Annotated in this window: 21 protein-coding genes and 1 pseudogene; 10 read left to right on the top strand and 12 right to left on the bottom strand. The window is 59.2% G+C overall.

Annotated elements, in window-relative coordinates; translation table 11 throughout:
- Positions 1 to 42: 42 nt before the first annotated feature.
- The 4 genes from ASF70_RS02735 to ASF70_RS02720 form a co-directional block, all read right to left on the bottom strand.
- A complete protein-coding gene (locus tag ASF70_RS02735) occupies positions 43 to 696 on the bottom strand; it encodes a hypothetical protein (protein ID WP_062577525.1) in 654 nt (217 codons plus the stop codon).
- A gap of 214 nt (positions 697 to 910) precedes the next feature.
- On the bottom strand, positions 911 to 1,828 hold the full coding sequence (locus ASF70_RS02730; RefSeq protein WP_062577244.1) for a hypothetical protein: 918 nt from the start codon (positions 1,826 to 1,828) through the stop codon (positions 911 to 913).
- 327 nt (positions 1,829 to 2,155) lie between these two features.
- The gene (locus ASF70_RS02725; RefSeq protein WP_062577243.1) at positions 2,156 to 3,136 is read right to left on the bottom strand and encodes a DUF808 domain-containing protein; all 981 of its coding nucleotides are present in this window, start codon (positions 3,134 to 3,136) and stop codon (positions 2,156 to 2,158) included.
- Between the two features lie 70 nt (positions 3,137 to 3,206).
- The gene (locus ASF70_RS02720) at positions 3,207 to 4,079 is read right to left on the bottom strand and encodes a lipid kinase (RefSeq protein ID WP_062577242.1); all 873 of its coding nucleotides are present in this window, start codon (positions 4,077 to 4,079) and stop codon (positions 3,207 to 3,209) included.
- Positions 4,080 to 4,884: 805 nt separating this feature from the next.
- On the opposite strand from ASF70_RS02720, the gene ASF70_RS02715 reads away from it, so the two are divergent.
- Positions 4,885 to 5,778, top strand: coding sequence for an AraC family transcriptional regulator (locus tag ASF70_RS02715; protein WP_156461729.1), 894 nt, complete (start codon positions 4,885 to 4,887; stop codon positions 5,776 to 5,778).
- Between the two features lie 71 nt (positions 5,779 to 5,849).
- Here the strand turns inward: ASF70_RS02715 and ASF70_RS02710 are convergent, their stop codons facing one another.
- Positions 5,850 to 7,976, bottom strand: coding sequence for a TonB-dependent siderophore receptor (locus tag ASF70_RS02710; protein ID WP_062577236.1), 2,127 nt, complete (start codon positions 7,974 to 7,976; stop codon positions 5,850 to 5,852).
- A gap of 288 nt (positions 7,977 to 8,264) precedes the next feature.
- Between ASF70_RS02710 and ASF70_RS02705 the strand changes: the two genes are divergently transcribed.
- The 4 genes from ASF70_RS02705 to ASF70_RS02690 are packed head-to-tail and all read left to right on the top strand — an operon-like array spanning position 8,265 to position 12,161.
- Positions 8,265 to 9,266 (top strand): iron-siderophore ABC transporter substrate-binding protein, encoded by a 1,002-nt coding sequence (locus tag ASF70_RS02705; RefSeq protein WP_062577523.1) that lies wholly within the window; start codon positions 8,265 to 8,267, stop codon positions 9,264 to 9,266.
- Positions 9,267 to 9,268: 2 nt separating this feature from the next.
- Entirely contained in the window at positions 9,269 to 10,312 is a 1,044-nt protein-coding gene (locus ASF70_RS02700) for an iron ABC transporter permease (protein ID WP_062577234.1), read from the top strand.
- A complete protein-coding gene (locus ASF70_RS02695; RefSeq protein WP_244473944.1) occupies positions 10,309 to 11,349 on the top strand; it encodes an iron chelate uptake ABC transporter family permease subunit in 1,041 nt (346 codons plus the stop codon). The genes ASF70_RS02700 and ASF70_RS02695 overlap by 4 nt, the downstream gene beginning before the upstream one ends.
- An 8-nt stretch (positions 11,350 to 11,357) precedes the next feature.
- Positions 11,358 to 12,161, top strand: coding sequence for an ABC transporter ATP-binding protein (locus ASF70_RS02690; RefSeq protein WP_062577520.1), 804 nt, complete (start codon positions 11,358 to 11,360; stop codon positions 12,159 to 12,161).
- A gap of 115 nt (positions 12,162 to 12,276) precedes the next feature.
- On the opposite strand, the pseudogene ASF70_RS02685 reads toward ASF70_RS02690, so the two are convergent.
- From ASF70_RS02685 to ASF70_RS02655, 7 genes and pseudogenes are all read right to left on the bottom strand, one after another.
- Positions 12,277 to 13,065: pseudogene (locus tag ASF70_RS02685) on the bottom strand (bifunctional allantoicase/(S)-ureidoglycine aminohydrolase).
- Positions 13,062 to 13,724 (bottom strand): flavin reductase family protein, encoded by a 663-nt coding sequence (locus ASF70_RS02680; protein WP_062577229.1) that lies wholly within the window; start codon positions 13,722 to 13,724, stop codon positions 13,062 to 13,064. Before ASF70_RS02680 ends, ASF70_RS02685 begins: the two are co-directional and overlap by 4 nt.
- 1 nt (position 13,725) lies before the next feature.
- Positions 13,726 to 15,150, bottom strand: coding sequence for a Xaa-Pro peptidase family protein (locus ASF70_RS02675; protein ID WP_062577223.1), 1,425 nt, complete (start codon positions 15,148 to 15,150; stop codon positions 13,726 to 13,728).
- A 34-nt stretch (positions 15,151 to 15,184) separates the two neighbouring features.
- Positions 15,185 to 16,006, bottom strand: coding sequence for an ABC transporter permease (locus ASF70_RS02670; RefSeq protein ID WP_062577221.1), 822 nt, complete (start codon positions 16,004 to 16,006; stop codon positions 15,185 to 15,187).
- Positions 15,999 to 16,826 (bottom strand): ABC transporter permease, encoded by an 828-nt coding sequence (locus tag ASF70_RS02665; RefSeq protein ID WP_062577219.1) that lies wholly within the window; start codon positions 16,824 to 16,826, stop codon positions 15,999 to 16,001. The genes ASF70_RS02670 and ASF70_RS02665 overlap by 8 nt, the downstream gene beginning before the upstream one ends.
- 10 nt (positions 16,827 to 16,836) lie before the next feature.
- On the bottom strand, positions 16,837 to 17,883 hold the full coding sequence (locus tag ASF70_RS02660; protein WP_062577518.1) for an extracellular solute-binding protein: 1,047 nt from the start codon (positions 17,881 to 17,883) through the stop codon (positions 16,837 to 16,839).
- Between the two features lie 20 nt (positions 17,884 to 17,903).
- Positions 17,904 to 19,019: an ABC transporter ATP-binding protein gene (locus ASF70_RS02655; protein ID WP_156461728.1), complete on the bottom strand. Its 1,116-nt coding sequence runs from the start codon at positions 19,017 to 19,019 to the stop codon at positions 17,904 to 17,906.
- Positions 19,020 to 19,647: 628 nt separating this feature from the next.
- On the opposite strand from ASF70_RS02655, the gene ASF70_RS02650 reads away from it, so the two are divergent.
- The 5 genes from ASF70_RS02650 to ASF70_RS24420 form a co-directional block, all read left to right on the top strand.
- Positions 19,648 to 20,580, top strand: coding sequence for an ABC transporter substrate-binding protein (locus tag ASF70_RS02650; RefSeq protein ID WP_062577212.1), 933 nt, complete (start codon positions 19,648 to 19,650; stop codon positions 20,578 to 20,580).
- A 3-nt stretch (positions 20,581 to 20,583) separates the two neighbouring features.
- Positions 20,584 to 21,456 (top strand): amino acid ABC transporter permease, encoded by an 873-nt coding sequence (locus ASF70_RS02645; protein ID WP_062577210.1) that lies wholly within the window; start codon positions 20,584 to 20,586, stop codon positions 21,454 to 21,456.
- Positions 21,457 to 21,535: 79 nt separating this feature from the next.
- Complete coding sequence (locus tag ASF70_RS02640; protein ID WP_062577516.1) at positions 21,536 to 22,666, top strand: sugar phosphate isomerase/epimerase family protein; 1,131 nt, start codon at positions 21,536 to 21,538, stop codon at positions 22,664 to 22,666.
- A 144-nt stretch (positions 22,667 to 22,810) separates the two neighbouring features.
- On the top strand, positions 22,811 to 23,563 hold the full coding sequence (locus ASF70_RS02635) for a GntR family transcriptional regulator (RefSeq protein WP_062577209.1): 753 nt from the start codon (positions 22,811 to 22,813) through the stop codon (positions 23,561 to 23,563).
- Between the two features lie 258 nt (positions 23,564 to 23,821).
- Positions 23,822 to 24,058 (top strand): hypothetical protein (locus ASF70_RS24420; RefSeq protein WP_210166801.1); only part of this gene is annotated, 237 nt, incomplete at its 3' end.

Raw genomic sequence — 24,058 nt, 5'->3', positions numbered from 1 at the left:
TTAAACTAGAGATGTGAGGCGTTTCCGGCCGCAGCGGTCAAATCAATCGAGATTGAGCTTTTTGCGCAAATCAGCGTTTTCAGTACGCAACTTTTCAGCCAGCATCTTGCGAAGCTTTTGGTTCTCCGCCTCTAGCTGAAGCAGATCAGCCATTTCGTCGTCTGCAGAGGCAGCAGCGTCATCAGCGATCCGGTCAGGCGTCGGAGCAAGCTTCGGAGCAGCGGGCTCGACCGGCGTTGTGTCTTTGCTCACGCGTGGCTTGCGGCCTCGCTTCTTTGGGCCATCGGTACCGGCTGTAGCGCTTTCTGCTGTCGTTGCGACAACGGAGGTTTTCTTCGCCCGAGGCTTACGCTGCTTCTTTACGGCAACAGGCGCTTCTTCCGGCGCGGGCGCTTCAACATCGTTGATTGTATCGGTATCGTCGGCCATGATCATCTCCTTCGGTTCTTCAGCAGTTGTCGGCGTCGCATCCGATGGTGTCAATAATGGCTGAGGAGGTTCTACCGAAGGCAATTGTACGTCTAGGCCGGCTTCATCAGCTTTCAGTCCTTCCGGCAGCAACGGCATCGCCTCTTCCTCTACGTCACGGGCAACGGACTTAAGGTCCATGTTTCCCCAGATGGAGGTGGGGTTGGCGTCAAGCTTTCGGCGTCCGGATTTGTACGCGACGGCAAAACTACGTTGTGTTTTCTTCACTTGAAACGCTTTCGGATCCTCGGAGAATATTGCCGCGACGGCCCAGCGCGGCTCGGTGCTCACCGATAGCAACTACTCCGGTGTCGGTCCATCCCGACAGCGATTCTCTTGTTACTGGACACTTGCATCTGAGCGCAAACGCGATCGCTGAGCAAAGGCACCCGGTTCGGAATCGAAACTTCCCTAGCCCGTCGCTACTTCCCTGAAGAAGAAGCTATCGCACAATTGATGCGGACAACAGCACCGCAGATATTTCGGCATTATCCGGATCGGTGACAAGCAGGATCTCCAATCTATCACCGTTCTCGTGGGCGCTGATACCCTCCACTTTGTGAGGGCGGTCAAGTTGCTCCATACCGAGTAGCTGGCCATCGTGACTGACGATGCCGATCGCAGCACCGATGCAAGGCCCATCGCGATAAGCATTCTCCGTATCTTCCGCCACTGCGCAGAACACCATGTCACCGTTAGCCAGAGCCGTTGCGTCCGTCAAGCAAAAGGGCACACCGGCGATGTAACCAAGGCTGATCCTGTTGATAGCGGACGGCCGGATCGGATCGGTCTTGGCACTTTGCAACGCAGCGAGGACCTGCCAGACAGAGTAGCTGATGATCGCGTTGTTGGCCTGACCCTTGTTGCCGCGCTGGAACAGGCGCAATTCATCGCCAATGATGACCGCGCCCTCAATGTTGAGCTCATCAAATGCTTCGTGAAGTGGACGGAGAATAGGGGACATGTCCAATTCCCGAGGCGGACCCAAGACAGTCCCATCGCGGTCAAGAGCAACGAGGGCGACGCGTCCTCGGTTCGGCCTTGATCCCGATCCGAGAGCCAGCAGTGCGCCATGCGGAAAATTCTCGAAAGCTGGAACCAGAGTGAGCGCTTCAAGGTCTGGCTTCATCCGTTTTCGCGCAGCTTTTTTGTCGGGCAACACGCCCTCGAACAAACGCACGAGCCGTCCCGGATCTGGCGAATTTTTGAAAAACACACCCAGATGAAGCTCGTCATCGGCAACAACGTAAATTGTCGAGCCCACGCATACGAGGCCGCTTGCGGCGCTCAAATGCAAAGGTCGCTTTGTTGAGGCCGCCGCAGCGATGTTGAGAGCACGTATCTCGGTAACGTTGATCATCGCTGTGTCTTATCAGGCCCGAGAGAATGGCTCCAGCCCACACTCTGGTGAGGAAGCTGCTGCGTGCGCGAGAATTTAGATGGCCCTGGCCTTATACCCGAGATGTACCAGAGTAGAAGAAGTTGGCGAAGAATGCTCTTCTATTCGAGGTGGCATAGGCCGGAGCTGCACATTGTGCATGGATACTCCGTCGTTTTGGCGGTTCGGTTTAGTCTGTGCGGGCGGCTGTTGCACTGAGTTCGAAAGACGCGTGGTCTTTTCCGGTCACGCGCGCGCCGCATAGAGCGGTGCACTTTGGGGTACGATTTATCCGAAAGCCACCAGCCACTATCTCTGAATTTTCTGGCTCCGGGCACGAACAAGCTTCCAGACAGGGGCAACGACATTCCCCATTGCAACCAAGGCAATAGCGCCAATAAGGATGGCAATGGCTGCTTGCATGGCGGATTTGGCGAACCATCCGACGATCGCCGGAGCGAAGCCGAGGGCTGTCACGACGGTGGCGGACGCATCGTGGATAACATGTTCAGGACCGGCGTAACCAAGTTCTGCCATACCATGAACGAGAATGCTTCCTCCGACCCAAAGCATAGCCGCCGTGCCAACGGCAGCCAGCAGCTTGAGGAAGATCGGCATGCCGTAGACCAGCCCCCTACCCGCGACCCTGGCTATTGATGATGAGGTATTGGCCATGGCGATGCCGACATCATCTGCTTTCACGATCAGCGCGACGAACCCGTAGACTGCAAGCGTGATCAGGATGCCGACGGCGGCTAGCACGAAGCCCTGCATGTAAATACTTGTCTGAGAAATGTCAGCCAAAGTCAGCGCCATGATTTCAGCAGACAGGATGAAGTCGGTGCGGACCGCACCGCTGACTTTCTGGTTCTCTAGGGCAACGGGATCTGTCTTCACGCCGAGCACTTCCTTTTCATGGCCATGCGCTGCATGCGGGAAGAACACTGCATAGAGCTTCTCAGCGCCTTCGTAGCAAAGATAAATGCCACCGACCATGAGCAGCGGTGTGATAACCCATGGCGCGAAATACCCCAGCAGCAGGGCGGCCGGAAGGAGAAACACGAGCTTGTTTTTCAGCGACCCGAGCGCAATGCGGCCGATGATGGGCAGTTCACGCGCGGGGCTGAGACCCACCACGTATCGCGGCGTGACTGCAGCATCATCGATGACGATGCCGGCCGCCTTAGTCGTGGCTTTGGCGGTCTGCGCTGCGACATCATCGAGCGATGCGGCGGCGAGTTTTGCAATTGCCGCGACGTCATCAAGAAGCGCGATGAGACCAGTTGCCATGAGTTTGATTACGTCCTTGAGATGGGCGCCGCTCGAGCGAGCCGTTAAATGGATTAGTGTTTTAAACTGATCAGGGAACGAAAACCGAGATCGCCTTCTCCCTGATGCTGAACGTCACCGGTGTCTGCGTCTTCAACTCACCGTCAAGGTTGACGGCACGCGGCCTGCTGGTCCGGATCGTCAGAGCCTTGGTGGAGAAGGCGCGGACATCCGTCCATTCACCGTGAGTGCCCTTTCTTAAACTCGGAAGCAATGCCAGCAGCTTCCACCAGTGGTCAACTTCGAGACTATAGAAGTCGAGCAAGCCGTCGCTTGCCGTCGCGTCCTCATGAACCGTCATCCCGCCACCGTAGAAGCGACCATTTCCAACCGAGACCTGTAGCGTGCGAAGTTCTTCGGTGCGACCATCATGTTCGAGAGTTGCGGTGAAAAGCCCGGATCGGGCAAGCAGACGGGCTGCAACCATGCCATAGCCGAGCTTGCCCCAGCGCTTCTTAGCCTTTTCGGTTAAGGACATTGCCAGGTCAGCACTGAAGCCGACGCTCGCAACATTGAAAAACAGATAGCCGTTCGCATCACCGAGATCGATATCCGTGGTGTTGCTCTTGGCAATGACATCGATGGCTGCAGTCAGGTCGACAGGGAGTCCGATGGTGCGTGCAAAGTCATTCGCCGTACCGAGAGGAAGGACGCCTAAAGACAGCCCCGTATTCAGCAGGCCCTTTGCTGCCGCGTTCAAGCTTCCATCGCCGCCACCAACAATGACGTATTGGACGGAGTTGCCATGCTCTTCGATAGCGTGTGACGTCGTCCCAGTATAACCCACGGGTAGTTCAACAAACTGAATCGAGGCTTGGGCAAGTAACTTTCGAACTTCAGGCAGTCGGACCTTGCCGCTTCGGGAATTCGGATTGACCAGCAACAGTGCCGTTTTACCTATCATGCGGCGGTATCCCTGCGCGTACATCAAGTGTGCGAAAGCGGCTAACACGTAGCAGGTTTTAACGTGCTGTTTAAAATCAACCAATGCTCATATGTGCACTGCAGCATAAACCGTCAATGGTGCTCTCGCGCTTCTCTGTGACGATCGTCATCCTGGAGGGAAATGAAACTCTGGTTCCAGAGTTCATCACCACTTGTTCATCCTTCACTTCTTAAACCTTAAGGGTCCGACCTTTAAGAAAGAGTGCGAGGCATGCCAACCGCCGATATCGTGCAGCCTCCTCATCGTTGGAAGGACCGCGTATGCTCCGGTAAGCCCCGAAAGACTGTAGCTGCATCTGATGATACTGGCGTCAGCTTCGGGATCGCTTATCTGGTCAGCTTTCTGACGTCTACCGACAAAAACTGCGGCATCACTATGCCTTTGAAAGAGAACCGACCCCAGGCTAAAGGCTAGGCTGTTCTCCGACGCCTTGATCGGACACGAACCTCCGAGACGGCACAGCGCTGTCCAGCCGAACTAATCGCCCGAAGACGTCCTTTCGGCATTGTTCGCGTACCTGAAGAACGAAAATGCCGGCCGCGGGAGGAACGGCAGACTTTTCGGGTAATCGAACGACGCCTGGGAGGAGGATTGCCGCTGTTCTGCCGAGTGCCTCATGGGATGAGTGGGCCTTAGACACGAAGCCATCCGGGGAGGAGTCTTCTTCGTTGATGAACATCTCCAAAAAATGGTATTTGTCATGTTGTGGTAAACCCGCGCTCGCGTTGCTGCGCAAAGCGAGCCGTTAGGAGCTATGTGCCCTTTGAATTTCTGGCATTCCATGGTTTGGCGCACGGATGGCATTCGGGTTATCTCCCCGGTCAAATGGAGACGCTTCGACGGTATGGTCGGCGCACTCTGGGAGGCGGAAAGCCAGGCAGGTGCCAACGGCTATTACCTCGCCGCCGATCCGCGCATCATGATCTTCTTCGACGACGTTTCATCGAGAGTCCGCATTTCGAACCAGAATGGCGACTTCGAGCGAAATTACCGGCCCTTGACCCGGGCAATCTACATTCCGGCGGGCGTGCCGATGTGGACGACGAGCACGTCACTTCATCGCTTCTCGCATCTAAACCTGCATCTTCATAAAGACCGTCTGCTGCGCTTCCTGTCGCCATCGGTCGGGCAGGCTGCCGCATTGTCAGCGCTGAAACAGCCTGCGGAATTACAGGATGCGCCGGGGCTGCAGGTGCTTGCCGGTCTGCTTGCCGAAGAACTGGACAATCCTTCTCGCCATGAGGTCTATGCGGAAAGCCTGGTCGGCAGCATCGTTACCGGACTGCTCGAGATCTCCGAACAGGGTGCTGGCAAAGCCGACGGCCGTCTGACCCAGGCGCAGATGAACAAGCTTGCCGCCCGCATCGACGCGCTTGGCGACTGCCGGATGACCGTCGCTGAAATGGCGGCCACCGTCGGCCTGTCTGAAAGCTGGTTTGCCAACGTCTTCAAGCAGACGACAGGCAAGACCCCGCTCCAATGGCAGCTTGCCAGGCGGATCGATCTTGCCAAGAAACTGCTGCTCGACAACGACCTGAGAGTTGCAGGCATTGCTGCACAGCTCGGTTTCTCCGACCAGGCGCATTTCACCAAGGCATTCCGGCAGGTTTCTGGCGAGACCCCCGCGGCGTGGCGGCGGATGCTGCAGGTTCGCTAGCCACGCGATCATCCCAAAGGAAAAGCCCACCCACTTTCAGGCGCGTGGGCTTTGTCGTTTCGAGTTCCGCGTTACCAGGTCTGGCGCAGCGTCGCCATAACGGTACGGCCGGGATTGTAATAGACGCCGCCGCTGTCCTGGCTGGCAATATGCTTCTCGTCGAACACGTTGCTCATGTTGAGCTGGAACGTCGTATTCTTCTGGATCTTGTAGGTGAAGGAGGCATCGAACAGGAAGGCGCTTTCCGACGATGCGCTATTGGCAAGGTCGAGGAAGTAGGAGTCCATGTATCGACCGCCGACGCCGAACGTCATGTCGCCGCGAGCGCCCTCGCCGTCCAGCGTGTAGGTCGTCCACACAGATGCCAGGTGCTTGGGTACGCGCATCAGGCGATTGCCGTCATTGACGCCACCGGGCTCGTCGATCTTGGAGTCGATATAGCTATAGGCTGCGATGACGTCGATGCTCTCGGTCACTTCCGCCTTGGCTTCAAGTTCGAAACCGCGGTGGCGGACCCTTTCAACTGTCGACGGCAGATAGGTGACGCTGTCGTAAACGGTAATATTGCTCTTCGTCAGGTCATAGACCGACGCCGTGAACAGCGCGGGGAAGGCTTCCGGACGGTACTTGATTCCAACCTCATACTGGCGTCCAGTCGTGGGCTCGGTACCGATGCCGGGAGGTGCAGCCGACTCGGCATAGCTTGCGAATGCTGCGACTTCCTCGGTGATCTTGTAGCTGACGCCGAACCGCTTGGTGAACTTGCTCTGCGTGTCGGAATCTGAAGCGGACGAGAAGAGATCGTCCTGGCTCAGATCGAACCAATCGTTGCGCACGCCGACACTGGTAGTTAGCTTATCCCAGAAGGTGAGATCCTGCTGCAGGTACAGACCCGTCGTCTTCTGGTCGTTTGCGGTACCGTAGGTGGGGTCGGTTGAAACCGGTCCGCCGGTATAAACCGGATCGGTGGTGCTGATCGGCGGTGCACTTGTATCGTACAGACCGTAATTGTCCGACTTGAAATTGTTGTAGTCGATGCCGACGAGCGTCCGGCTCTCGACATTGTCGAAGTCCTTTTCGTACATCAGGTGCGCATCGACAACGAATTGCTCGGTTGAGGTATCGCTTCCAAAGAAGTAGCGATCCGCAAGGTTCGAGCCGTCGGTACGCGTATTGGACAAATAGGCGCTTCCGAACGCGGTGTCGGAATTGCTGTAGCGCGCTTTCGAACCGAAGCTCAGGCCGTTGTCGAAGTCGTGGTCGAACATCAGGCTGTAGGAATTGCGGTTGGTGGTCAGGAAGTAATAATCAGGCTCACCGAAGAACTTGTCGCGATCGAAGTCCGACCCGATCGGCTGACCGCCGCTGCCCGGAATGCCGTCCTTGTCGAGATGATCGAAAACGAAGGACAGGCTGGTAAGATCGGTCGGGCGCCATGTGAGGCCGCCCATCAGGAACTTCTCGTTGTCCTTGGAGTAATCGTATTCCGCATCGGCATTCTGGAACTTGCCGGTGAGACGGTAGGACAGCGTATCGTCTTCGGTCAGATTATCGCCGAAGTCGAAGCCACCTTCCTTGTGGCTGAACGAGCCACCGGTCGCATAAACCTCTCCGAAGCGTTCGGTCTTCGGCAGCTTTGTCACGTAATTGATCGCGCCGCCCGGTTCGGCCGCGCCGAAACCCGAAGAACTGGTGCCCTTCAGAACCTCGATGCGCTCATAGGCATAGGGTTCTTCCTTGACGCCGCCGAATGTGCGGCCGATCGCCAGCCCGTCGCGGTAGGTGTAGGGCGTGAAACCACGAATATCGATATAGTCGTAACGATCGTCACCACCGTAATAGTCGGTGACAACACCAGCCGTGTACTGCACCACCTTCTCGACGCTGTCGGCACCGCGCTCCTCGATCTCCTTCGAGGTGATGACGGAGATGGATGCCGGCGCAACGAGGATATCGGTCGGCATTCTACCGACTGCGGTAGTCTCCGTCGCGACGATCGATTGGGAATCGTTGCTCGTATCGAGCGTCGTGCCACTTCCGCTGATGACGATCGGAGCCAATGTCGTATTGGAACCCGAACTGGCTTCCTGCGCGGCCAACATGGTCGGTGACAGGGAGACAAGCGCCGTACAAGCGAGAAGGACAGCTTTTGAGGAGCGAGTGGTAAACCGGTACGCGCGGCGGCCTGCTATATCCATATTGCAAATTCCAAGGGTTGGCGTGATCTTTTCAGGGGAAAGGCCGCAAAGTCGTTACCCGCCCAAGCACTTGAAATGCTTTGGCCGCAGCAAATTGTCTTACCAGAAATGTCCCCTGCAACGCTGATAACTTGAGAATCGTTGTCCGGTATTGTATTTTTTTCGTAAATTGTAAAAAACCACGGAAATTGCAGGCCAAGATCTGCGCATCTGTCGGCTTCTCGTTGACGCCGTCTCGTGAACCTGAAAATGGAAGTCTACTTAAAGCGAGGCAGAGGTCACCCTATGATGCGGTCTTTTCTCCTGGCCGTGCGATTTGCGGCCGTATGTCTTTTGTCTTCTCTTTCGGGCGTAGCGGCTGCTGCCGACGGTCAGACCTACCCCATCGTCCTCAAAAACGTGTTGGGAACGGCTGTTATCACGAAGAAACCCGTGCGTGTCGCAACCGTCGCCTGGGCCAACCACGAAGTGCCGCTGGCGCTTGGTATTGTGCCGGTCGGCTTTGCTCGCGCGAATTTCGGCGATGATGACGGTGACGGCATGCTGCCCTGGGTGGCCGCACGGCTGAAGGAACTCGATGCCAGTACGCCGGTCCTGTTCGACGAAGGCGATGGTATCGATTTCGAGGCCGTGTCGGCAACAAGGCCAGATGTGATCCTCGCCGCCTATTCCGGCCTCAGCCAGGCAGACTACGACACGCTGAGCCAGATCGCCCCAGTCGTTGCCTTTCCTGACGGGCCCTGGTCGACAGACTGGCGGGCGATGATCCGTCTCAACAGCGCCGGCATGGGCATATCGGACGAAGGCGAGGCCCTGATCACCAGGATCGAGGGACAAATCGCCGAGACGGTCGCCGGTCACCCGGAAATCAAGGGGAAGTCGGCGATGTTCATCACCCATCTCGACCCGACCGACCTCAGCACGGTCAATTTTTACACATCCCACGATACCCGCGTGAAGTTCTTTGCCGATCTCGGCCTGACCTCGCCCAAAAGCGTGGTGGAAGCATCGCGCTCAGGCAAGTTTTCCGGATCCGTCAGTGCCGAGCGGATCGATGCCTTCGACGACGTCGATATCGTCGTCACCTATGGTGGCGAAAAGCTTTTTGATGCGCTGAAAACCAATCCGCTGACCTCGCGCATGCCGGCAGTAGCGAAGGGCGGCCTCGTCATGCTCAGCCGCAATCCGCTCGGCACAGCCGCAAACCCGACGCCGCTTTCGATCTCCTGGCTGCTGACGGACTACGTGGCGCTATTGTCCAAGGCCGTGGGCACGACCGCTCCAAACTGATGATGACGGATCGCCGCCCCGACGCGAAACACCGCATATCGGCCATCGCGCTAACTAACCGCAACCGCGCCCTGTGGCTTGCCGGTGTCGTGGCGCTGCTCGCCGCGCTCTGCGCGTTGTCGGTGACGGTCGGCACACGTGATGTGAGCTGGAGCGATATCACTGCTGCTCTCGCTGGCCGGACGGACAACCTCGGCCAGGCTGCCGTCGCATTGCGTATCCCGCGAACGCTTCTTGGCGTCTTGGCCGGTGCGGCACTCGGTCTTGCCAGCGCCGTGATGCAGGGCGTCACCCGCAATCCGCTTGCCGATCCCGGTATCCTTGGGGTCAACATGGGTGCGTTGCTCGCCGTGGTGATCGGCATTGTCTGGTTTCAGATCGAGACTGCGGGAGCGTATATCTGGTGGGCGATCGCAGGAGCGGCGCTCGCTGCCGTGTTCGTCTATACGATCGGCTCGCTCGGGCGTGGCGGCGCGACGCCGTTGAAGCTGGCGCTGGCGGGGGCCGCGACTTCAGTCGCCTTTGCGTCTCTCGTCATTGCCGTGGTTCTGCCGCGCGCCGATATAGCCGGCGGCATCCGCTCTTGGCAGATCGGCGGCATTGGCGGGGCGACATCAGAGAGGATCTGGCCGGTCCTCCCGTTTCTCGCCGTCGGCTTCGCGATCAGCCTTCTGTCGGCCCGCAAGCTGAATTTGCTGGCACTGGGTGACGAGCTTGCCGTCGGTCTGGGCGAACGGGTTGCCTTCGCTCGCGCGTCCGCCTCGATCGGCGCTATTCTTCTCTGTGGCGCAACGACTGCCGTTTGCGGCCCGATCGGTTTCCTCGGACTTGTGGTGCCGCATGTCTGCCGGCTGCTGGTCGGGATAGACCACCGCTGGCTTCTGCCGTTTTCGGCGCTCGGCGGCGCCTGTCTACTGATCGCCGCCGACGTTGCGGGCCGCATAGCCGCCCGACCGGCGGAGATCGATGTTGGTATCCTGACTGCGCTGATCGGAGCGCCGGTCTTCATCTGGATCGTACGCCGCCAGCGCGTGCGAGAACTCTGACGATGGTTTCCACCTCGCTGCAGACACTGATTGCCAATCGCCGACGCCGACAGCGCCGCTACCGAAGCGTGGTTTCCATTCTGGCGCTGCTGGTCGTGGCGCTGTTTGCGCTCAGCCTCGCCATCGGTCAGACCGTGACGCCACCACTCGAGGTGATCCGTGTCCTGCTCGGCGAACAGATCGGAGGCGCATCCTTTACCGTCGGACAGCTGAGGCTGCCGCGTGCTGTGATGTCGGTTCTTGCCGGATTGAGCTTCGGTCTTGGCGGCGTCACCTTCCAGCTGATGTTGCGCAATCCGTTGGCAAGCCCGGACATCATCGGGATAACCTCAGGCGCAAGTGCTGCGGCGGTGTTTGCCATCATCGTCCTGTCGCTGAACGGTCCGTTCGTTTCAATCATCGCAGTCGTCGCGGGGCTCGGCGTTTCCATGCTCGTCTGCGGCCTCTCCTTCCGCAACGGAGTGGCCGGAACACGGCTTATCCTGGTCGGCATCGGCATCTCGGCCATGCTGGAAAGCATCATCGCCTATATCCTCTCCAGCGCACCGGCCTGGAACCTGCAGGAGGCGATGCGCTGGCTGACCGGCAGCGTTAACGGTGCCCAACTCGGCCAGGCAATCCCGCTTCTCGCTTCGCTTGCCGTGTTCGGCGGCCTTCTGCTCAGCCGCAGCCGCGATCTGGAAGCGCTGCGCCTCGGAGACGATATGGCATCCGCCCTCGGCGTAGGAGTGGCGCGGACCCGCATGCTGATCATGGTTGCTGCCGTCGGCATGATCGCCTCGGCGACCGCCGTATCGGGGCCGATCGCGTTCGTCGCCTTCCTGTCTGGGCCAATCGCCGCGCGTATCGTCGGCAGTAGCAGTTCGCCGCTAGTTCCGGCAGCTCTGATCGGGGCGGTGCTGGTGCTGGCTGGCGATTTCGCCGGTCAGTTCCTGCTGCCGAGCCGTTATCCGGTCGGTGTCGTGACCGGAGCCCTGGGCGCACCCTACCTCATCTACCTGATCGTACGCGTCAACCGTACCGGAAGCGCCCTATGAACAGTGCAATGCCAGAACACACGCTCGAAGCCCACGGGCTGTCGACCGGTTACGGCACCGACAACATCCTGCATGACCTCGACCTGAGGGTCCCGCCGGGCAGGATCACGGCCATCGTCGGCGCCAATGCCTGCGGCAAGTCCACGCTGCTGAGAGCCATGTCGCGGCTTCTGGCCCCGCGGGAAGGTCAGGTTCTGCTCGACGGCAAGTCGATCCACCGCATGTCGGCCAGGCTGCTTGCCCGGACCATGGGCCTCCTCCCCCAGTCGCCGATCGCACCTGAGGGCATCGCGGTTGCCGATCTGGTCAGCCGCGGCCGACATCCGCACCAGAACCTGTTTTCCCGTTGGACGCGTAAGGATGACGAAGCCGTCGATGCGGCATTGACCGCCACACGCACGACCGAACTTGCCGAAAGACCCGTGGACGAGCTTTCCGGCGGTCAACGCCAACGCGTCTGGATCGCCATGGCGCTGGCACAGGAGACCGACATCCTGTTGCTGGACGAGCCCACGACCTTTCTCGACATCAGCCACCAGATCGACGTTCTCGACCTTCTGACCGATCTCAACCGCGAGCGTGGCACGACTGTTGTCATGGTCCTGCACGACTTAAACCTTGCCGCTCGCTACGCCGACCATCTGGTCGCCATCGCAAAGGGTCGGGTCCATGTCTCCGGCTCCCCCGAAGAGGTCCTGACGCAACAGAACATCCGCGCCGTATTCGGGCTCGAAAGCCAGATCATCACCGACCCGGTCTCCGGCCGTCCCATGATGCTGCCGATCGGCCGGTATCGCGTTTTGGGGTGTTGAACGGCAAGGTCATATAGCTCCTTGATGGGATCTGGACTTACGACCTGAGGAAAGAATCAGGCTAACTGACTGTCTTTCAACACTTTCACAGATCAGGATGTCGGTTGACGTCCTTCTAGAGCAGGTAGCGGAAGCGGCCCGGTCCGCCTGCGTAGCAGGCCTGGGGGCAGTAGGCGCGCAGCCACATGTAATCGCCGGCCTCGACCTCTACCCAGTCCTCGTTCAACCGATAGACCGCCTTGCCCTCCAGCACATAGAGTCCGTGCTCCATGATATGCGTTTCCATGAAGGGAATGATGGCGCCCGGCTCGAAGGTGACGATGTTGAGGTGCATATCGTAGCGCACATCGGACGGATCGATGAAGCGGGTGGTCGCCCAGCGGCCCTCGGTCTCGGGCATGGCGTGCATCTCGTAGTCGTCTTCATGGGTGAAGATCGCCGGCGGCGGCTCCAGGCCGTCCACGACCTTGAAGGCCTTGCGGACCCAGTGAAACCGGATCGGTGCCGCGCTGTCGTTCTTGAACGCCCATTTCGCTCCGGCCGGCAGATAGGCGAACGAACCGGCACGCAGCGGACGGTCCTGGCCGTCATAGATGATGGTGCCCTCGCCTTCGACGACAAAGATCGCGGCCGAGGCCCTTGCATCCGGCTCGGGCCTGACGCTGCCGCCACCGGGCTTCACCTCCATGATGTACTGGGCGAAGGTCTCGGCAAAGCCGCTCAGCGGCCGCGCGATGATCCAGGCCCTGGTCTCGTCCCAATGCGGCAAGACGCTGGTGACGATGTCGCTCATGACAGTCTTCGGGATCACCGCATAGGCTGTCTTGAAGACGGCCTTGCTGGACTGGGTCTGGGTCTATGGCGGAAGGCCGCCAACCTGCGAAAAATACGGATTGCTGCTCATTCTGCCACCAACGTCTCAACGGCCTTGCGATTCTCCCATTCCTGCGGGGTGAGCGTCTTGATGTCAAACTGATCGCGGGTGCGGGTATAGGTGTGCCCGCCCATGCGTCCGACGGCATCCATGAGCTGCTGGTCGATATGCAGGTTCGCGGCGTTGACCGCATCACTGCGGACGAAGACGCCGACGACCTCACCAAGAATAATCTCACGGGCCGGCCCTACCTGAAGCGTCGTATGGCGGCGGCATTCCAGTGCGGCGGGTGCAGCCAGAATACGGGGGCTTCTGATCATCTGGCCGGGAACGGTCGACAGGCCCGCCTCTTCCATTTCGTCGACTTCGGGACCGAACTTGATGGCGCAGACTTCCATCTGGTCGACCAGCGCAGTGTCGCAGATGTGGACGGTGAATTCGCCGGTCTCGCGAATGTTGCGGGCTGTGTCCTTGAATCGCATGTCGGAATAATTCTCGACGCCGATCGCGACGATCGCCGGATCGTGGGTTAGGACATTGAAGAAGCTGAAGGGGCCAGCATTAGGGCGCCCGTCCTTGCTCACCGTCGTCACCAGTGCGATCGGGCGCGGGATCACGGTTCCGATGAGCAGCTTGTAGCGTTCACGCTCATTGAGCTTGGCGAAATCGAAATGCGTATGCTCGGTCATGTCAGGCCTCGACTGCGATGCGGTGTGTTTCGAGCGGCGTGTGACGGGAGAGGTTCTCGAACCCGTCGCTTGTCACGACATACATGTCGCCGACATTGCAGCCGGCCGACAGCGGCTCAAGCCACTGCGTGTGCAGCACGAAGACCATGCCCTCCTCCATCCGGTCGTAGTTGTGGGAGGATATGTTGAAGCTGTTCTGGCCGCCGGCCATGCCCACCGAGTGGCCGAGATTTGGATTATGCGGTCCTTCGGTCGCCGGATAGACATGCATAAGCTTGCGGCCCTGCGCCTCCCAGTCGATATTCTTCACATATTGACGCGGGATCAGTCGCGCACTGCCATCGTCCATCGGCGCCCAGTTGTAGGGCATGGTGCGCGCTTCCGGAGAGGATAGCATGCCGCGCTCGATCATCGGCTCGAAGGCGGCGTTGTTGACGTCGCGCATCGAGGCGCCGGGCCGGATCAGCTTTTCGGCCCGCTTCACGCCCTCGGTGCAGGCGGCAAGCACCTCTTCCTGCCGCTTGGTGATCTCGCCGACCGCGATCATGCGGGCGGTCTGGGCAGTGTAGCCACGATAAGTAATGTTGGAGACGTAGAGATTGATGAGATCGCCCGGTCGCACGACATGGCCATAGGGCTTGCCGCAATGGGTGCCGAACTCGTTGATGCCGATCTGGTAACCGTCACCGGTCTCGCCGCCGAAGGAGAGCTGGGCCTGGGTAAATGCGGCATAGATCTCATGGTCCGTCACGCCCGGTTTCGCGACATTATAGGCCGCCTGGGTGGCGATGCTGACGAGCTGGGCTGCGGCCCGGAACATCTCGATCTCGCGCGGCGAGCGCACCTTCTGCATCCGGTCGAGAATGGCATTGTCGGCAATGAACTTTGTCTTTGGCATGAGTTCATCGAGTCCTGCCCAGAAGGTCAGCGAGGTGCGATCACCGATGCGGCCGATCTGCGCCTTCGCGAGGCCCATGCCTGCCAGCAGTTCGGCACATTTCTCGGCCGTCTTGATCACGCTGTCGCCGGGACGGTCGGCATATTCGCGGCCGATCGGGCCGATCTGCCAGATGTCCTGGACGAGAACCGGCTCGCCGCCCGGCGGCAGCAGCACCGACTGAGTGAAGAAGGACAAAAGCGTCAGCGGCTTGTCGCTGTCGGTCGGGATGATCAGCACGCCCTCGCGCATCCAGTCGCAGATGTAGCGCAGATAGTGGTTCGCCGTGTGGAACCAGCCGACGCCTCCCGTGTGCACGATCAGCGCATCATGACCGGCCTCGACGGCCTGGCGACGAATACGGCGCAGGCGATCCTCGAACTCTTCGACCGGCAGCGGCAAGGGTGCTGAGAAATCGAAGTTCGGCTGGAAATCGGCGAGCAGCGATCCGATACGGTAGGCGCCGGCCTTGGTGGCAGTTCTGTTCATTGAGTATTCCTTCCAGAAGTATTTTTTATGTAAGTTAGGCCTGGCGCGGCGGTGCCAGTACCCGCCTGGCGACCAGCATCACCACCAGCGTCAACCCGATCAGAATTCCTGACATCGCAGCGACGCGGACATCGAGTGACTCTTCGATCAATGCGAACATCCGGAGCGGGAGCACGGTCGTTTGCGCATCGGCGAGGAAGAGCGAGACGGAAACGTTGTCGAGCGACTGAATGAAGACAAGGAAGGCGCCGGCAAGGATACCGGGAGCCAGAAGCGGCAGGATCACGCGCCGGAGCGTCGTGTACCAGGTCGCACCCATTACGGTGGAGGCCTCCGCCAGCGAGGGGTTGATGCCTTGCGCGACGACCGATGCGGCTCGGTACATCAGCGGCCCGAAGACCACGACATGGCCGATGACGGTGAGCCACAGCGACGGCTGGAAGCCGACGAAGTTCGCCACGATCAGCGCCGCCAGACCATAGACGAGGCTCGGCAGGACGAGCGGGGCGAGCAGAAAAGGCTCCAGCGAATTCACCGTGCTGCGCCGCATCCGCGCCATGCCGATGGTGGCCGGCACGGCAAACAGCAACGATCCAAGCACCGCAAGACCTGCGATCTTCAACGAATTGCCGGCTGCGATATGTTCGGTTCCGGAGCCGACGGGATCGAGGAGTGCCTCGTACCAGCGCAACGAAAATCCCTCGGGCGGATATTTGAGCGTCTGGCCTGCGGTAAAGGACATGGTAATCGCGATGACAATCGGCGCAACCAGATAGATCAGGCTGAGAGTGCCGACGCCAAAGACGAATGCCTTGTAAAGAAAGACGGGAAACGGATTTTTGCGCGGACTATGCATGGCCGACAAGCCTCCTGTGGCGGGAAATCATGGTCATGGCGACGAGAAGGATGCCCGTCGACAGAAGCAGGACAACGGCAATGGCGGAAGCCATCGGCCAGTCGAACAGCGTGCCGACCTCGCGATAGATGAGCTGCGGCACATAGACATTGCGCGCACCACCGATGACAGCCTGTGTGACGAAGGAAGCGCTGGTGCTGGCAAACACCAGAATCCAGCCCGCCAGCAGCCCCGGCAGCATCATCGGCAAGAGAACGGTCACAAGGATCCGCCACGGGCCGGCGCCAGAGACCTGTGCTGCCTCGGTGAACTGGACCGGCGTGCGCGACAGGATGGCGATCAGCGGCAGGATGATCAGCGGCAGATCGATCTGACACATGGCCAAGACGAGCCCGAGTTCGGTGGACATCAGCGAGAACGGACGCCCGGCCAATCCGAGCGCCACGAAGGTCTCGCTGATCGGGCCCTGTCGCCCGAGGATGACGATCCAGGCGAAGGTGCGCACCACATTGCTGGTCAGCATCGGGATGAGGGTCAGAAAGATGATGATCTGTCGCGCGGTCTTGCCACTGTGCCAATAGAGAAGTGCAATCGGAATGCCGAGCAACGTCGTACTGGCGATGGTCTGCAGACCGAGCGTGGCAGTGTTGACCAGAACGCGGTAATTGAACGCATCGCCGAGAAAGCGCGCGTAGTTGTGAAGGGACGGGCCGTCGGGGCCGATAAAGCTGAACCCGACGAGAACGGCGAGCGGCGTCGCAAAGAACGCCACCGACAGCAGAAGCATCGGGAGAACGTATGGGAAGCCGCTCGCTTTCATTTTATGGCCCTCAACCGGCTACAAGAGCGTCGAACTGGCGGATCCATTCCGCACGGTTCTTGTTGATCGCAGCCCAGTCCGGATAGACCAGAGACGCGAGCTGTTCGCGCTTCACATAGGCCTCGATGCCGGGTGTCAGTTCGACCTCCCTGTTGGTTGGGAACATCTCGGTCGGCGGCATCTTGAGCTTGTCCTGCGCTGCCTTGGAGATGGCAGCATCCATAAAGGCGTAAGCCGCATCAGGGTTTTTTGCGCCCTTCGTCAGGTGGATGTTGACCGGAGCTGCCGGAGAACCGGTCTCGGGCTGGACGAACTCGGCCTTCAGGCCCAGGGCTTTCAGCTTCGCCACATTGCCCGTCGAGCACATGAAGACGGCGATTTCGCCCTGCTGGAACAGGGTCATCTGATGGTTGGTGCTGGCAACGACACCCTTTAGATGCTCCGGATGCTCCTTGAACAGCTTGAACACGGCGTCCATGTCGGTCGGGCCGGAGCCGAAGATCTTGGCGATCTCCGAATAGGCCATGACGCCTGTGTTGGAGGCAAAACCCGTCCACGACACAAGGCCCTGGTAGGCGGGATTTTCGAACAGGTCGCGATAGCCCTTTGGTGCCGGCACCAGATCCGGATTATAAGCGATCCCGTTGACTTCGACGGTCACGGTCGGGCCGTACTCGCCCTGGAAGGCAGGATCGAGCAGACCCCAGTTCTTCAGCTTCGACGGATCGATCTTCTGGATCAGGTCATTCTCGACGGCGACGGCCATCTGGCCGGGCGACATCAGCAGCGTGTCGTAGGGCGGGTTGCCGGGGCTCGCCATGACCTTGGCAAGCTGATCCTGCGCCATGGCAGGCGCGACCGTGAGATCGAAACCGGCTTCCTTAACGAGCGGTGTCAGCGCCGTGCGATAGGCATCTTCCCAGTTGCCGGGGAATGCGGCGGCAACAGCCATGCCGCCGGCCGCGCGGGCGGCGAAAGGCAACGTGGCGGCTGCGGCTGCGGCCGCACCGGCAGCGAGCAGTCCGAAATGACGTCTTGTGATGTTGAAGTCTTGCATCTGTTCACCTCTGTTGTTGTTCATTCGCTGGATGCTTCCGGTTCGCTCGGAAAGGCGTGACACCTGGTCGTGTCGATCTCGGCAAAGAGCTGGGCTCCCGGCTCGGAAATGAACGTGGAGGGTCCACGGACCTGCGACGCGCGCAGACCCGTGCCATCCTCGAGAAGAAGGTCGTGGACGAGCGTTGGCCCAAGCGGCACGGACACCGTCAGCCGTGCCGGCAACGAAAAGCCACCGGGGGCCGTCAACAGACGGACGTCTTCGGGACGGAAAGTGATGGTGACCTTGGAGCCGATCGTGAAATTCAGACGGCGGGGCAGAACGATCGTATTGCCATCGGCGAGCGCAAGGGTTGTTGCCTCTGCGTCCAGCCGCTCCACCGTTCCACGCAGCACATTGGCCTGGCCGATAAAGGTATTGACGAACAGAGTCTTCGGCCGGTCATAGACGGCCATGGGCGTGTCGATCTGCTCGACATTGCCCTTGTTCATCAGCACAAGCCGGCCGGCGAGGCTTTGCGCCTCTTCCTGATCGTGGGTGACGATCAGCGTGGTGATGCCAAGCGTCTTCTGCAAATGCAGCAGCTCAACCTGCAGATCGAAACGAAGCGCCCGGTCAAGCGCACCGAACGGCTCGTCGAGCAGAAGAAGCGAGGGCCGGCCGGCAATGGCGCGGGCAACCGCGACACGTTGCTGCTGCCCGCCGGACAGTTCACGCGGCAGCCGGTTACCATAGTTCTTCAACTGCACGAGCGAGAGCATTTCCTCAACCCGGTCCTTACGCTCAGCCCGCGGCACGTGCTGGCAGGCGAGCGGATAGGCGATGTTCTCAGCCACCGTTAGATGCGGAAATAGGGCGTAGTTCTGGAACACCATGCCGATGCCACGGGACCTAGCGGACACATTTGCAAGATCCTGACCACCGAGCTGGATAGCCCCGCTCTTTGGTTGGATCAGCCCGGCGATGGCCCGCAGGACGGTGGACTTGCCGCAGCCGCTTGGCCCCAGAAGCGCGACGATCTCGCCAGCCTCGACATCGAACGAGATATCGCTAATCGCGTTCTGCCCACCATAACTGTGGGTCAGACCCCGGACGCTGAGCTGCTTGCCCTCTCCTGCCTTCGAGGCCCCTGCCATGAATATCCCCTTCGGTTGCGCCGTAACGTCAAAGCGCTTAGCGCCTGGCAGCACCAGGCAGAGATGCGGTCGTTCGACGATGTTGAGTTTGGCGTGGTTCATGGCAGGGGAGTTGCAAGCCGTGTGCCAGTTTGCGATTTCGAACCGAAATAAACATTTAAGATACTGACTTTACTAACGTATGTTATCTTTTTATAGTTTCGAACATTCTGCATAATCTTTTATATACATTCTTGCCGAATCTAATAAATGTGCAAAGTTCATGGGTGACGGTCATATATTGGGCAGCATTCCCGGCCTGGATTAGGATTTATTGGCGATTTTTCCGGTTAAATCGCAGCAAATCACGATCCCTACCAATCGAGATGCAGAGAAATATCAAGCTAAAGCAGAAGCTTAGGCAGTCGATCGTTAATCCACAAACCGTGCCAATGCAGGAGCTGAATCTTTAATCAGTAAGCTTTCGCAAATTTATTCGAATATTTGTGCGGATACGTGGAAATTTGCCAGGCCTGAAAGAATACTCGTTTAAAAACAGTTCACTAAGGAAATCAAGATCAGAATGGCACGCCGATTGCATCGAGGATTGCGTAAATTCACGTCGACAAAAGAGCGACAAGGGGATCACATGCGCAGCTTCAAGAAAAGTCGCAAAGGCGGCCTGGCCGGCATCGCATTCGCACTGCTCTCGACTTCTGCACACGCCGCAGAAGGTACTGCCATCAAGATGGTGCCGGAGGCTGACGTCGCCAAAATGCCTGGCGTCGCCTTCCAACAGACACTGGCGGACCGCCTGCCATCTGCCATCAAGGACAAGAAGATCCTAAAGGTAGCAACCGACCTGACACCGCCGATCAGCTTCCAGGACGAAGGCGGCAAGCTTGTTGGCATCGATGCCGATATTGCCGCAGCCTTGGGTGTCATCCTCGGCATCGATGTCCAGATGGCCAATGTCGGCGCAGGCGCCGCGATCGTGCCGGCCGTTCTCTCCAAGCGTTTCGACATGACCATTTCCGGCATCAACGACGATGTGGAGCTGGAAAAGCAGGTCGACGTCATCGACTACATGTTCGACGCCACCACGATCATGACCATCAAGGGCAACCCGCTCGGCATCAAGAGCATGGAAGACCTCTGCGGCAAGAAGGTTGCCGTGCCGGTCGGCACGTTCCAGGCGCGCCTGGTTGAAGCCGCATCGGCAAAATGCACGACACCCATGAATATCATGTCGATCCCGAAAATGCCTGATGTCCTGCAGGCTGTTCGTACCGGCCGCGCCGATGCCACCGTTAACGGTTACGCGACGAGCGTCTACACGACGGAAAACCAAACAGGCAAGGGCGTCGGCCTGCAGGCCCTCCCGGACGTCCGCCTCGCCGTCGGCTATCTCGGCATGCTGACATCGAAGGACAATCCGGACCTGCGGGACACGGTCATCGCCTCGCTGCAGCATATGGTCGATAGCGGTGCCTATAAGGCGATCATGGAGAAATGGGGGCTCGGGCCGCTCGCCGTGACCACCGTCAAGTTCAACGACGCAGCCAGCATGCCGGTGAACTGAGCCATGTCATTCTTTGCTCAACCTGTCAGCATGGGCATCGCCCCACCGGTCGGCACGCCGATCCGGTGGGGGCAGATCACATCAGGCGCCGTCGCGATCCTCGCGGTAGTGCTCACGATCACGATGATCGCTGGAAACCAGAGCGTCCAATGGGGTGAGATCCCCCGTTACATGGTCGATCCGGTGATCCTCGACGGCGTTGTCCTGACCTTGCAATTAACCGCAGGCGCGATGGTGTTCGGCATCGTCGTAGGTTGCATCGTTGCCATGATGGCGACAAGCCAGAACATCGTCTTCAAAGCGATCGCCGTCGCCTTCGTCTGGTGGTTCCGCGGCGTGCCGCTCATCGTCCAGATCTTCTTCTGGTTCAACATCGCGTTGTTCATTCCGATGGTGGGCATCGGCCACTATTCCATCTCGATCAACGAACTCGTCACCCCAGCGCTCGCCGGCTTCCTGGCGCTTGGCCTGCATGAAGCCGCCAACATGAGCGAGATCATTCGCGGCGGATTGACTGCCGTCGATCGTGGCCAGCGCGAGGCGGCCTCGTCACTGGGCTTGCGCCCGCTCCAGACCCTTCGAACCGTCGTCCTGCCCCAGGCTATCCGGCTTATCGTGCCGCCGACCGGCAACCAGGCGATCGGCATGCTGAAGGCGAGCGCCATCGTCTCCGTCATCGGCATGCAGGACCTGCTGACCCAGGCCCAGGCCATTTACGCGCGCAACTTCCTTGTCATCGAGCTCCTGTGTGTCGCCTCGCTCTGGTACCTGCTCATCACAACCATCGCGTCGATCGGCCAGCATTTTCTGGAAAAGCATCTCGCCCCGAAAGGCCGGACCGCCGGCGCACAGAAAGGCGCGCCCAGGCCCGCCTGACACATCATCCGTTCAATCCATCAACCAACCAGGATCGCCATTGCAGCGCATCCGACCAGGAAACATCAAGGAGCAGATCATGAGACTAGGCATTGACGGACAGAAGCTACCCGAAGCCAGGAAGCGCGGGCCACTCAAAAGCCTGGACCACGTCAAGGAACTCGGTCTCGGCGGCATCTTCTTCAGCACGATCCTTGACATGAGCGAGACGCTGGACAAGGGCGCGTTGGCCGAGATCCGCGCCAAGGCCGACGAACTCGAGCTTTATCTCGAAGCCGGTGTCGGCAAGATCAATCCCTATTGCAGTGCCGAGGCGCCGGAATTCCGGGCCATCGGCGATGGCGACGTTATCCTTGGCTTCACCCGCATGATCGAAGCGAGTGCGGCCATCGGCTGCCGGGAGCTCTGGGTGTCACCCGGAAACTTCAAATCGGAGTATCGCGGGCGACTGGCCAATGACCGCTTCCGCACCGACGTCACCTGGGACGAGCAACTGCTGGCCATCGAAAAGGTACTGTTGAAGCTCGCCCCCGTGGCGCGCGCCAATGGCGTCCATCTCAACATGGAGACCCATGACGAAATCACCTCATTCGAAATCCTTCGACTGATCGAAAAGGTGGGCGAGGATTGCGTGGGGGTGGTCTTCGACACCGCCAACGGCCTGCAGCGCGCAGAACATCCGGTCTTTGCCGCAAAACGCGTGGCCCCCTATGTCCGCCAGACCCATATCAAGGATGCCTATGTCGGCCACGCTGCGGGTGGCCTTGATTTCCAGACCCGGCCGGTCGGTCGCGGCATTGTCGATTTCGCGGCAATCATCCCCATCCTCGCCAAAGCCAATCCCGACCTGAACCTCTCCCTGGAGGTCGCGGCTTCCGTCGAGGACAAGCCGCGCAAGGCCAATCCTCGCCAGTGCATCGAGATTAACGATCCGATCTGGCGCGCCGGCCATCCCGACCTGACTGCGGAAGAACTCGAGGCCTATCTGGCACTGGTTGATGAGTTCGAGAAGCGGGTGGCCGCAGGTGAGATCCCGGACTGGGAGGCTTATGAGACCAGTCAGTATGGCTACCCTACCTATGAGCACCAGTCCTATGGCTACAGCGAAGCGGTAGAGTTCATCAAAAAGTCGGCTCGACATATCGAAGAGGTTTGCGTAGCGAATGGAATTCCGCTCTCGACGCCTTCCACGAAGCAGCGAGCCGCCTGACAGGCTCCAGATTAAGCACCGGCGACGGATGTTGCCGGTGCTCTAAAAACCGTGGGAAGATCTCGACTTTTTATATCAGACGGATATACGCAGGAATATTCTCACGAAAATAATTAGGTCGCTTGATCTGAGGTGGAAACAGACATGAAGAAGACGACACGACGTCAAGGCGCAAAGACCGCACCAAAGGCCAACGGCTCGGTCGATGCGGCAGAAAACGCCCATGACGACGTGACTGAACGCATCCGGATCACGCTCGCCACGGCGATCGGCGAAGGTGCGCTCAAGCCCGGCGTCAAGATCCTTGAGGATGCTATTGCAGACCATTTTGGCGTCAGTCGCACGGTCGTGCGTGGTGCACTTGGCGTTCTGGAAAGCGACCATCTCCTGGAACGCAAGAAAAACCGCGGCACGTTCGTTGCCGAACCGGGCATCGAAGAGGCCAAGGCCTTGTTCGAGGCCCGTCGCAAGCTCGAGCACGTCATCTTGGAGCTTGTCCTGGACCACGCGACCGCTGAGCAGTTGGACGCACTTGAAAAACTCACCGACGAGGAAGAGCACATCCATCATCATGGTGATGAGAAGTCGAAGACGGTGCTGTCTGGCAAGTTCCACGTCGTTCTGGCCGAGCTTGGCGGCAATGCCGTCTTGACGGAGATACTATCGAAGATCGTCGCCCGCCTCTCGCTCGTCATGTCTCTTTACGAGGAAGAGCGGAAAGACGACTGCGGCGCCGACCACCATCGCCAGATCGTCACCGCCCTGAAAGCCAAGGATCTGTCAAAAGCACAACAGTTGATGGATCATCATCTGGCCGACATCGAGGGCCGAGTTCGGCTGACTGAAGGACAGGGCGATCGGCACACATTCCTGGCCGTGTTGGAGAATTTTTCCTGAGCAGTTTTTGCCTTGAACGGAATCGAACCGCCGACCCTGTCGCTATATCCCATTAAATCATCTAACCCAGTAATCACTTGCACTCGAAATGACCGGTAGGGGCCGTGAGCAGTCTAATCTGTTCCGGAGGTTCACTCCCTCTGATCCGAAATAGTTTTCGGTCCACTTATGGGCAAGACGTTTGGGACTTGGACATGGCCAGCGCGTATCATGTATTCTAACTGGACACGTTGGTGAGCGGCGAACATAACGGAGGCCGTGATACGATTTTTAAACCGCCTCTTTCGCCGCACGCAGGCCGCACTGGTGCCGCTGACGTCTTGGCCTGACGGTCCCGTGTCGGCGGAGGTTCCATTACTTCCGGATGGCATGAACCCGATCCTCTGCCTTGCGGACGATTGGTGCTTACCCCGTCACGAAACGCGCACGGAGGTCTTGGCGCGCTGCGGCGTTCTGCCCGATCCAATCTACAAATGGCCAGCCCTCGTCCTTATC

Origin of the sequence: Rhizobium sp. Leaf321 (genome assembly GCF_001423215.1) — a bacterium.
GTDB classification, from domain to species: Bacteria; Pseudomonadota; Alphaproteobacteria; order Rhizobiales; family Rhizobiaceae; genus Neorhizobium; species Neorhizobium soli.
This window is presented reverse-complemented; position numbering and strand designations above follow the sequence as displayed.

Excerpts from the sequence above, each read along its gene's own strand:
- ASF70_RS02730 (WP_062577244.1), bottom strand. The coding sequence starts at position 1,828 with ATGATCAACGTTACCGAGATACGTGCTCTCAACATCGCTGCGGCGGCC.
- ASF70_RS02725 (WP_062577243.1), bottom strand. The coding sequence starts at position 3,136 with ATGGCAACTGGTCTCATCGCGCTTCTTGATGACGTCGCGGCAATTGCA.
- ASF70_RS02720 (WP_062577242.1), bottom strand. The coding sequence starts at position 4,079 with ATGATAGGTAAAACGGCACTGTTGCTGGTCAATCCGAATTCCCGAAGC.
- ASF70_RS02710 (WP_062577236.1), bottom strand. The coding sequence starts at position 7,976 with ATGGATATAGCAGGCCGCCGCGCGTACCGGTTTACCACTCGCTCCTCA.
- ASF70_RS02705 (WP_062577523.1), top strand. The coding sequence starts at position 8,265 with ATGCGGTCTTTTCTCCTGGCCGTGCGATTTGCGGCCGTATGTCTTTTG.
- ASF70_RS02700 (WP_062577234.1), top strand. The coding sequence starts at position 9,269 with ATGACGGATCGCCGCCCCGACGCGAAACACCGCATATCGGCCATCGCG.
- ASF70_RS02690 (WP_062577520.1), top strand. The coding sequence starts at position 11,358 with ATGCCAGAACACACGCTCGAAGCCCACGGGCTGTCGACCGGTTACGGC.
- ASF70_RS02680 (WP_062577229.1), bottom strand. The coding sequence starts at position 13,724 with ATGACCGAGCATACGCATTTCGATTTCGCCAAGCTCAATGAGCGTGAA.
- ASF70_RS02675 (WP_062577223.1), bottom strand. The coding sequence starts at position 15,150 with ATGAACAGAACTGCCACCAAGGCCGGCGCCTACCGTATCGGATCGCTG.
- ASF70_RS02670 (WP_062577221.1), bottom strand. The coding sequence starts at position 16,006 with ATGCATAGTCCGCGCAAAAATCCGTTTCCCGTCTTTCTTTACAAGGCA.
- ASF70_RS02665 (WP_062577219.1), bottom strand. The coding sequence starts at position 16,826 with ATGAAAGCGAGCGGCTTCCCATACGTTCTCCCGATGCTTCTGCTGTCG.
- ASF70_RS02660 (WP_062577518.1), bottom strand. The coding sequence starts at position 17,883 with ATGCAAGACTTCAACATCACAAGACGTCATTTCGGACTGCTCGCTGCC.
- ASF70_RS02655 (WP_156461728.1), bottom strand. The coding sequence starts at position 19,019 with ATGGCAGGGGCCTCGAAGGCAGGAGAGGGCAAGCAGCTCAGCGTCCGG.
- ASF70_RS02650 (WP_062577212.1), top strand. The coding sequence starts at position 19,648 with ATGCGCAGCTTCAAGAAAAGTCGCAAAGGCGGCCTGGCCGGCATCGCA.
- ASF70_RS02645 (WP_062577210.1), top strand. The coding sequence starts at position 20,584 with ATGTCATTCTTTGCTCAACCTGTCAGCATGGGCATCGCCCCACCGGTC.
- ASF70_RS02640 (WP_062577516.1), top strand. The coding sequence starts at position 21,536 with ATGAGACTAGGCATTGACGGACAGAAGCTACCCGAAGCCAGGAAGCGC.
- ASF70_RS02635 (WP_062577209.1), top strand. The coding sequence starts at position 22,811 with ATGAAGAAGACGACACGACGTCAAGGCGCAAAGACCGCACCAAAGGCC.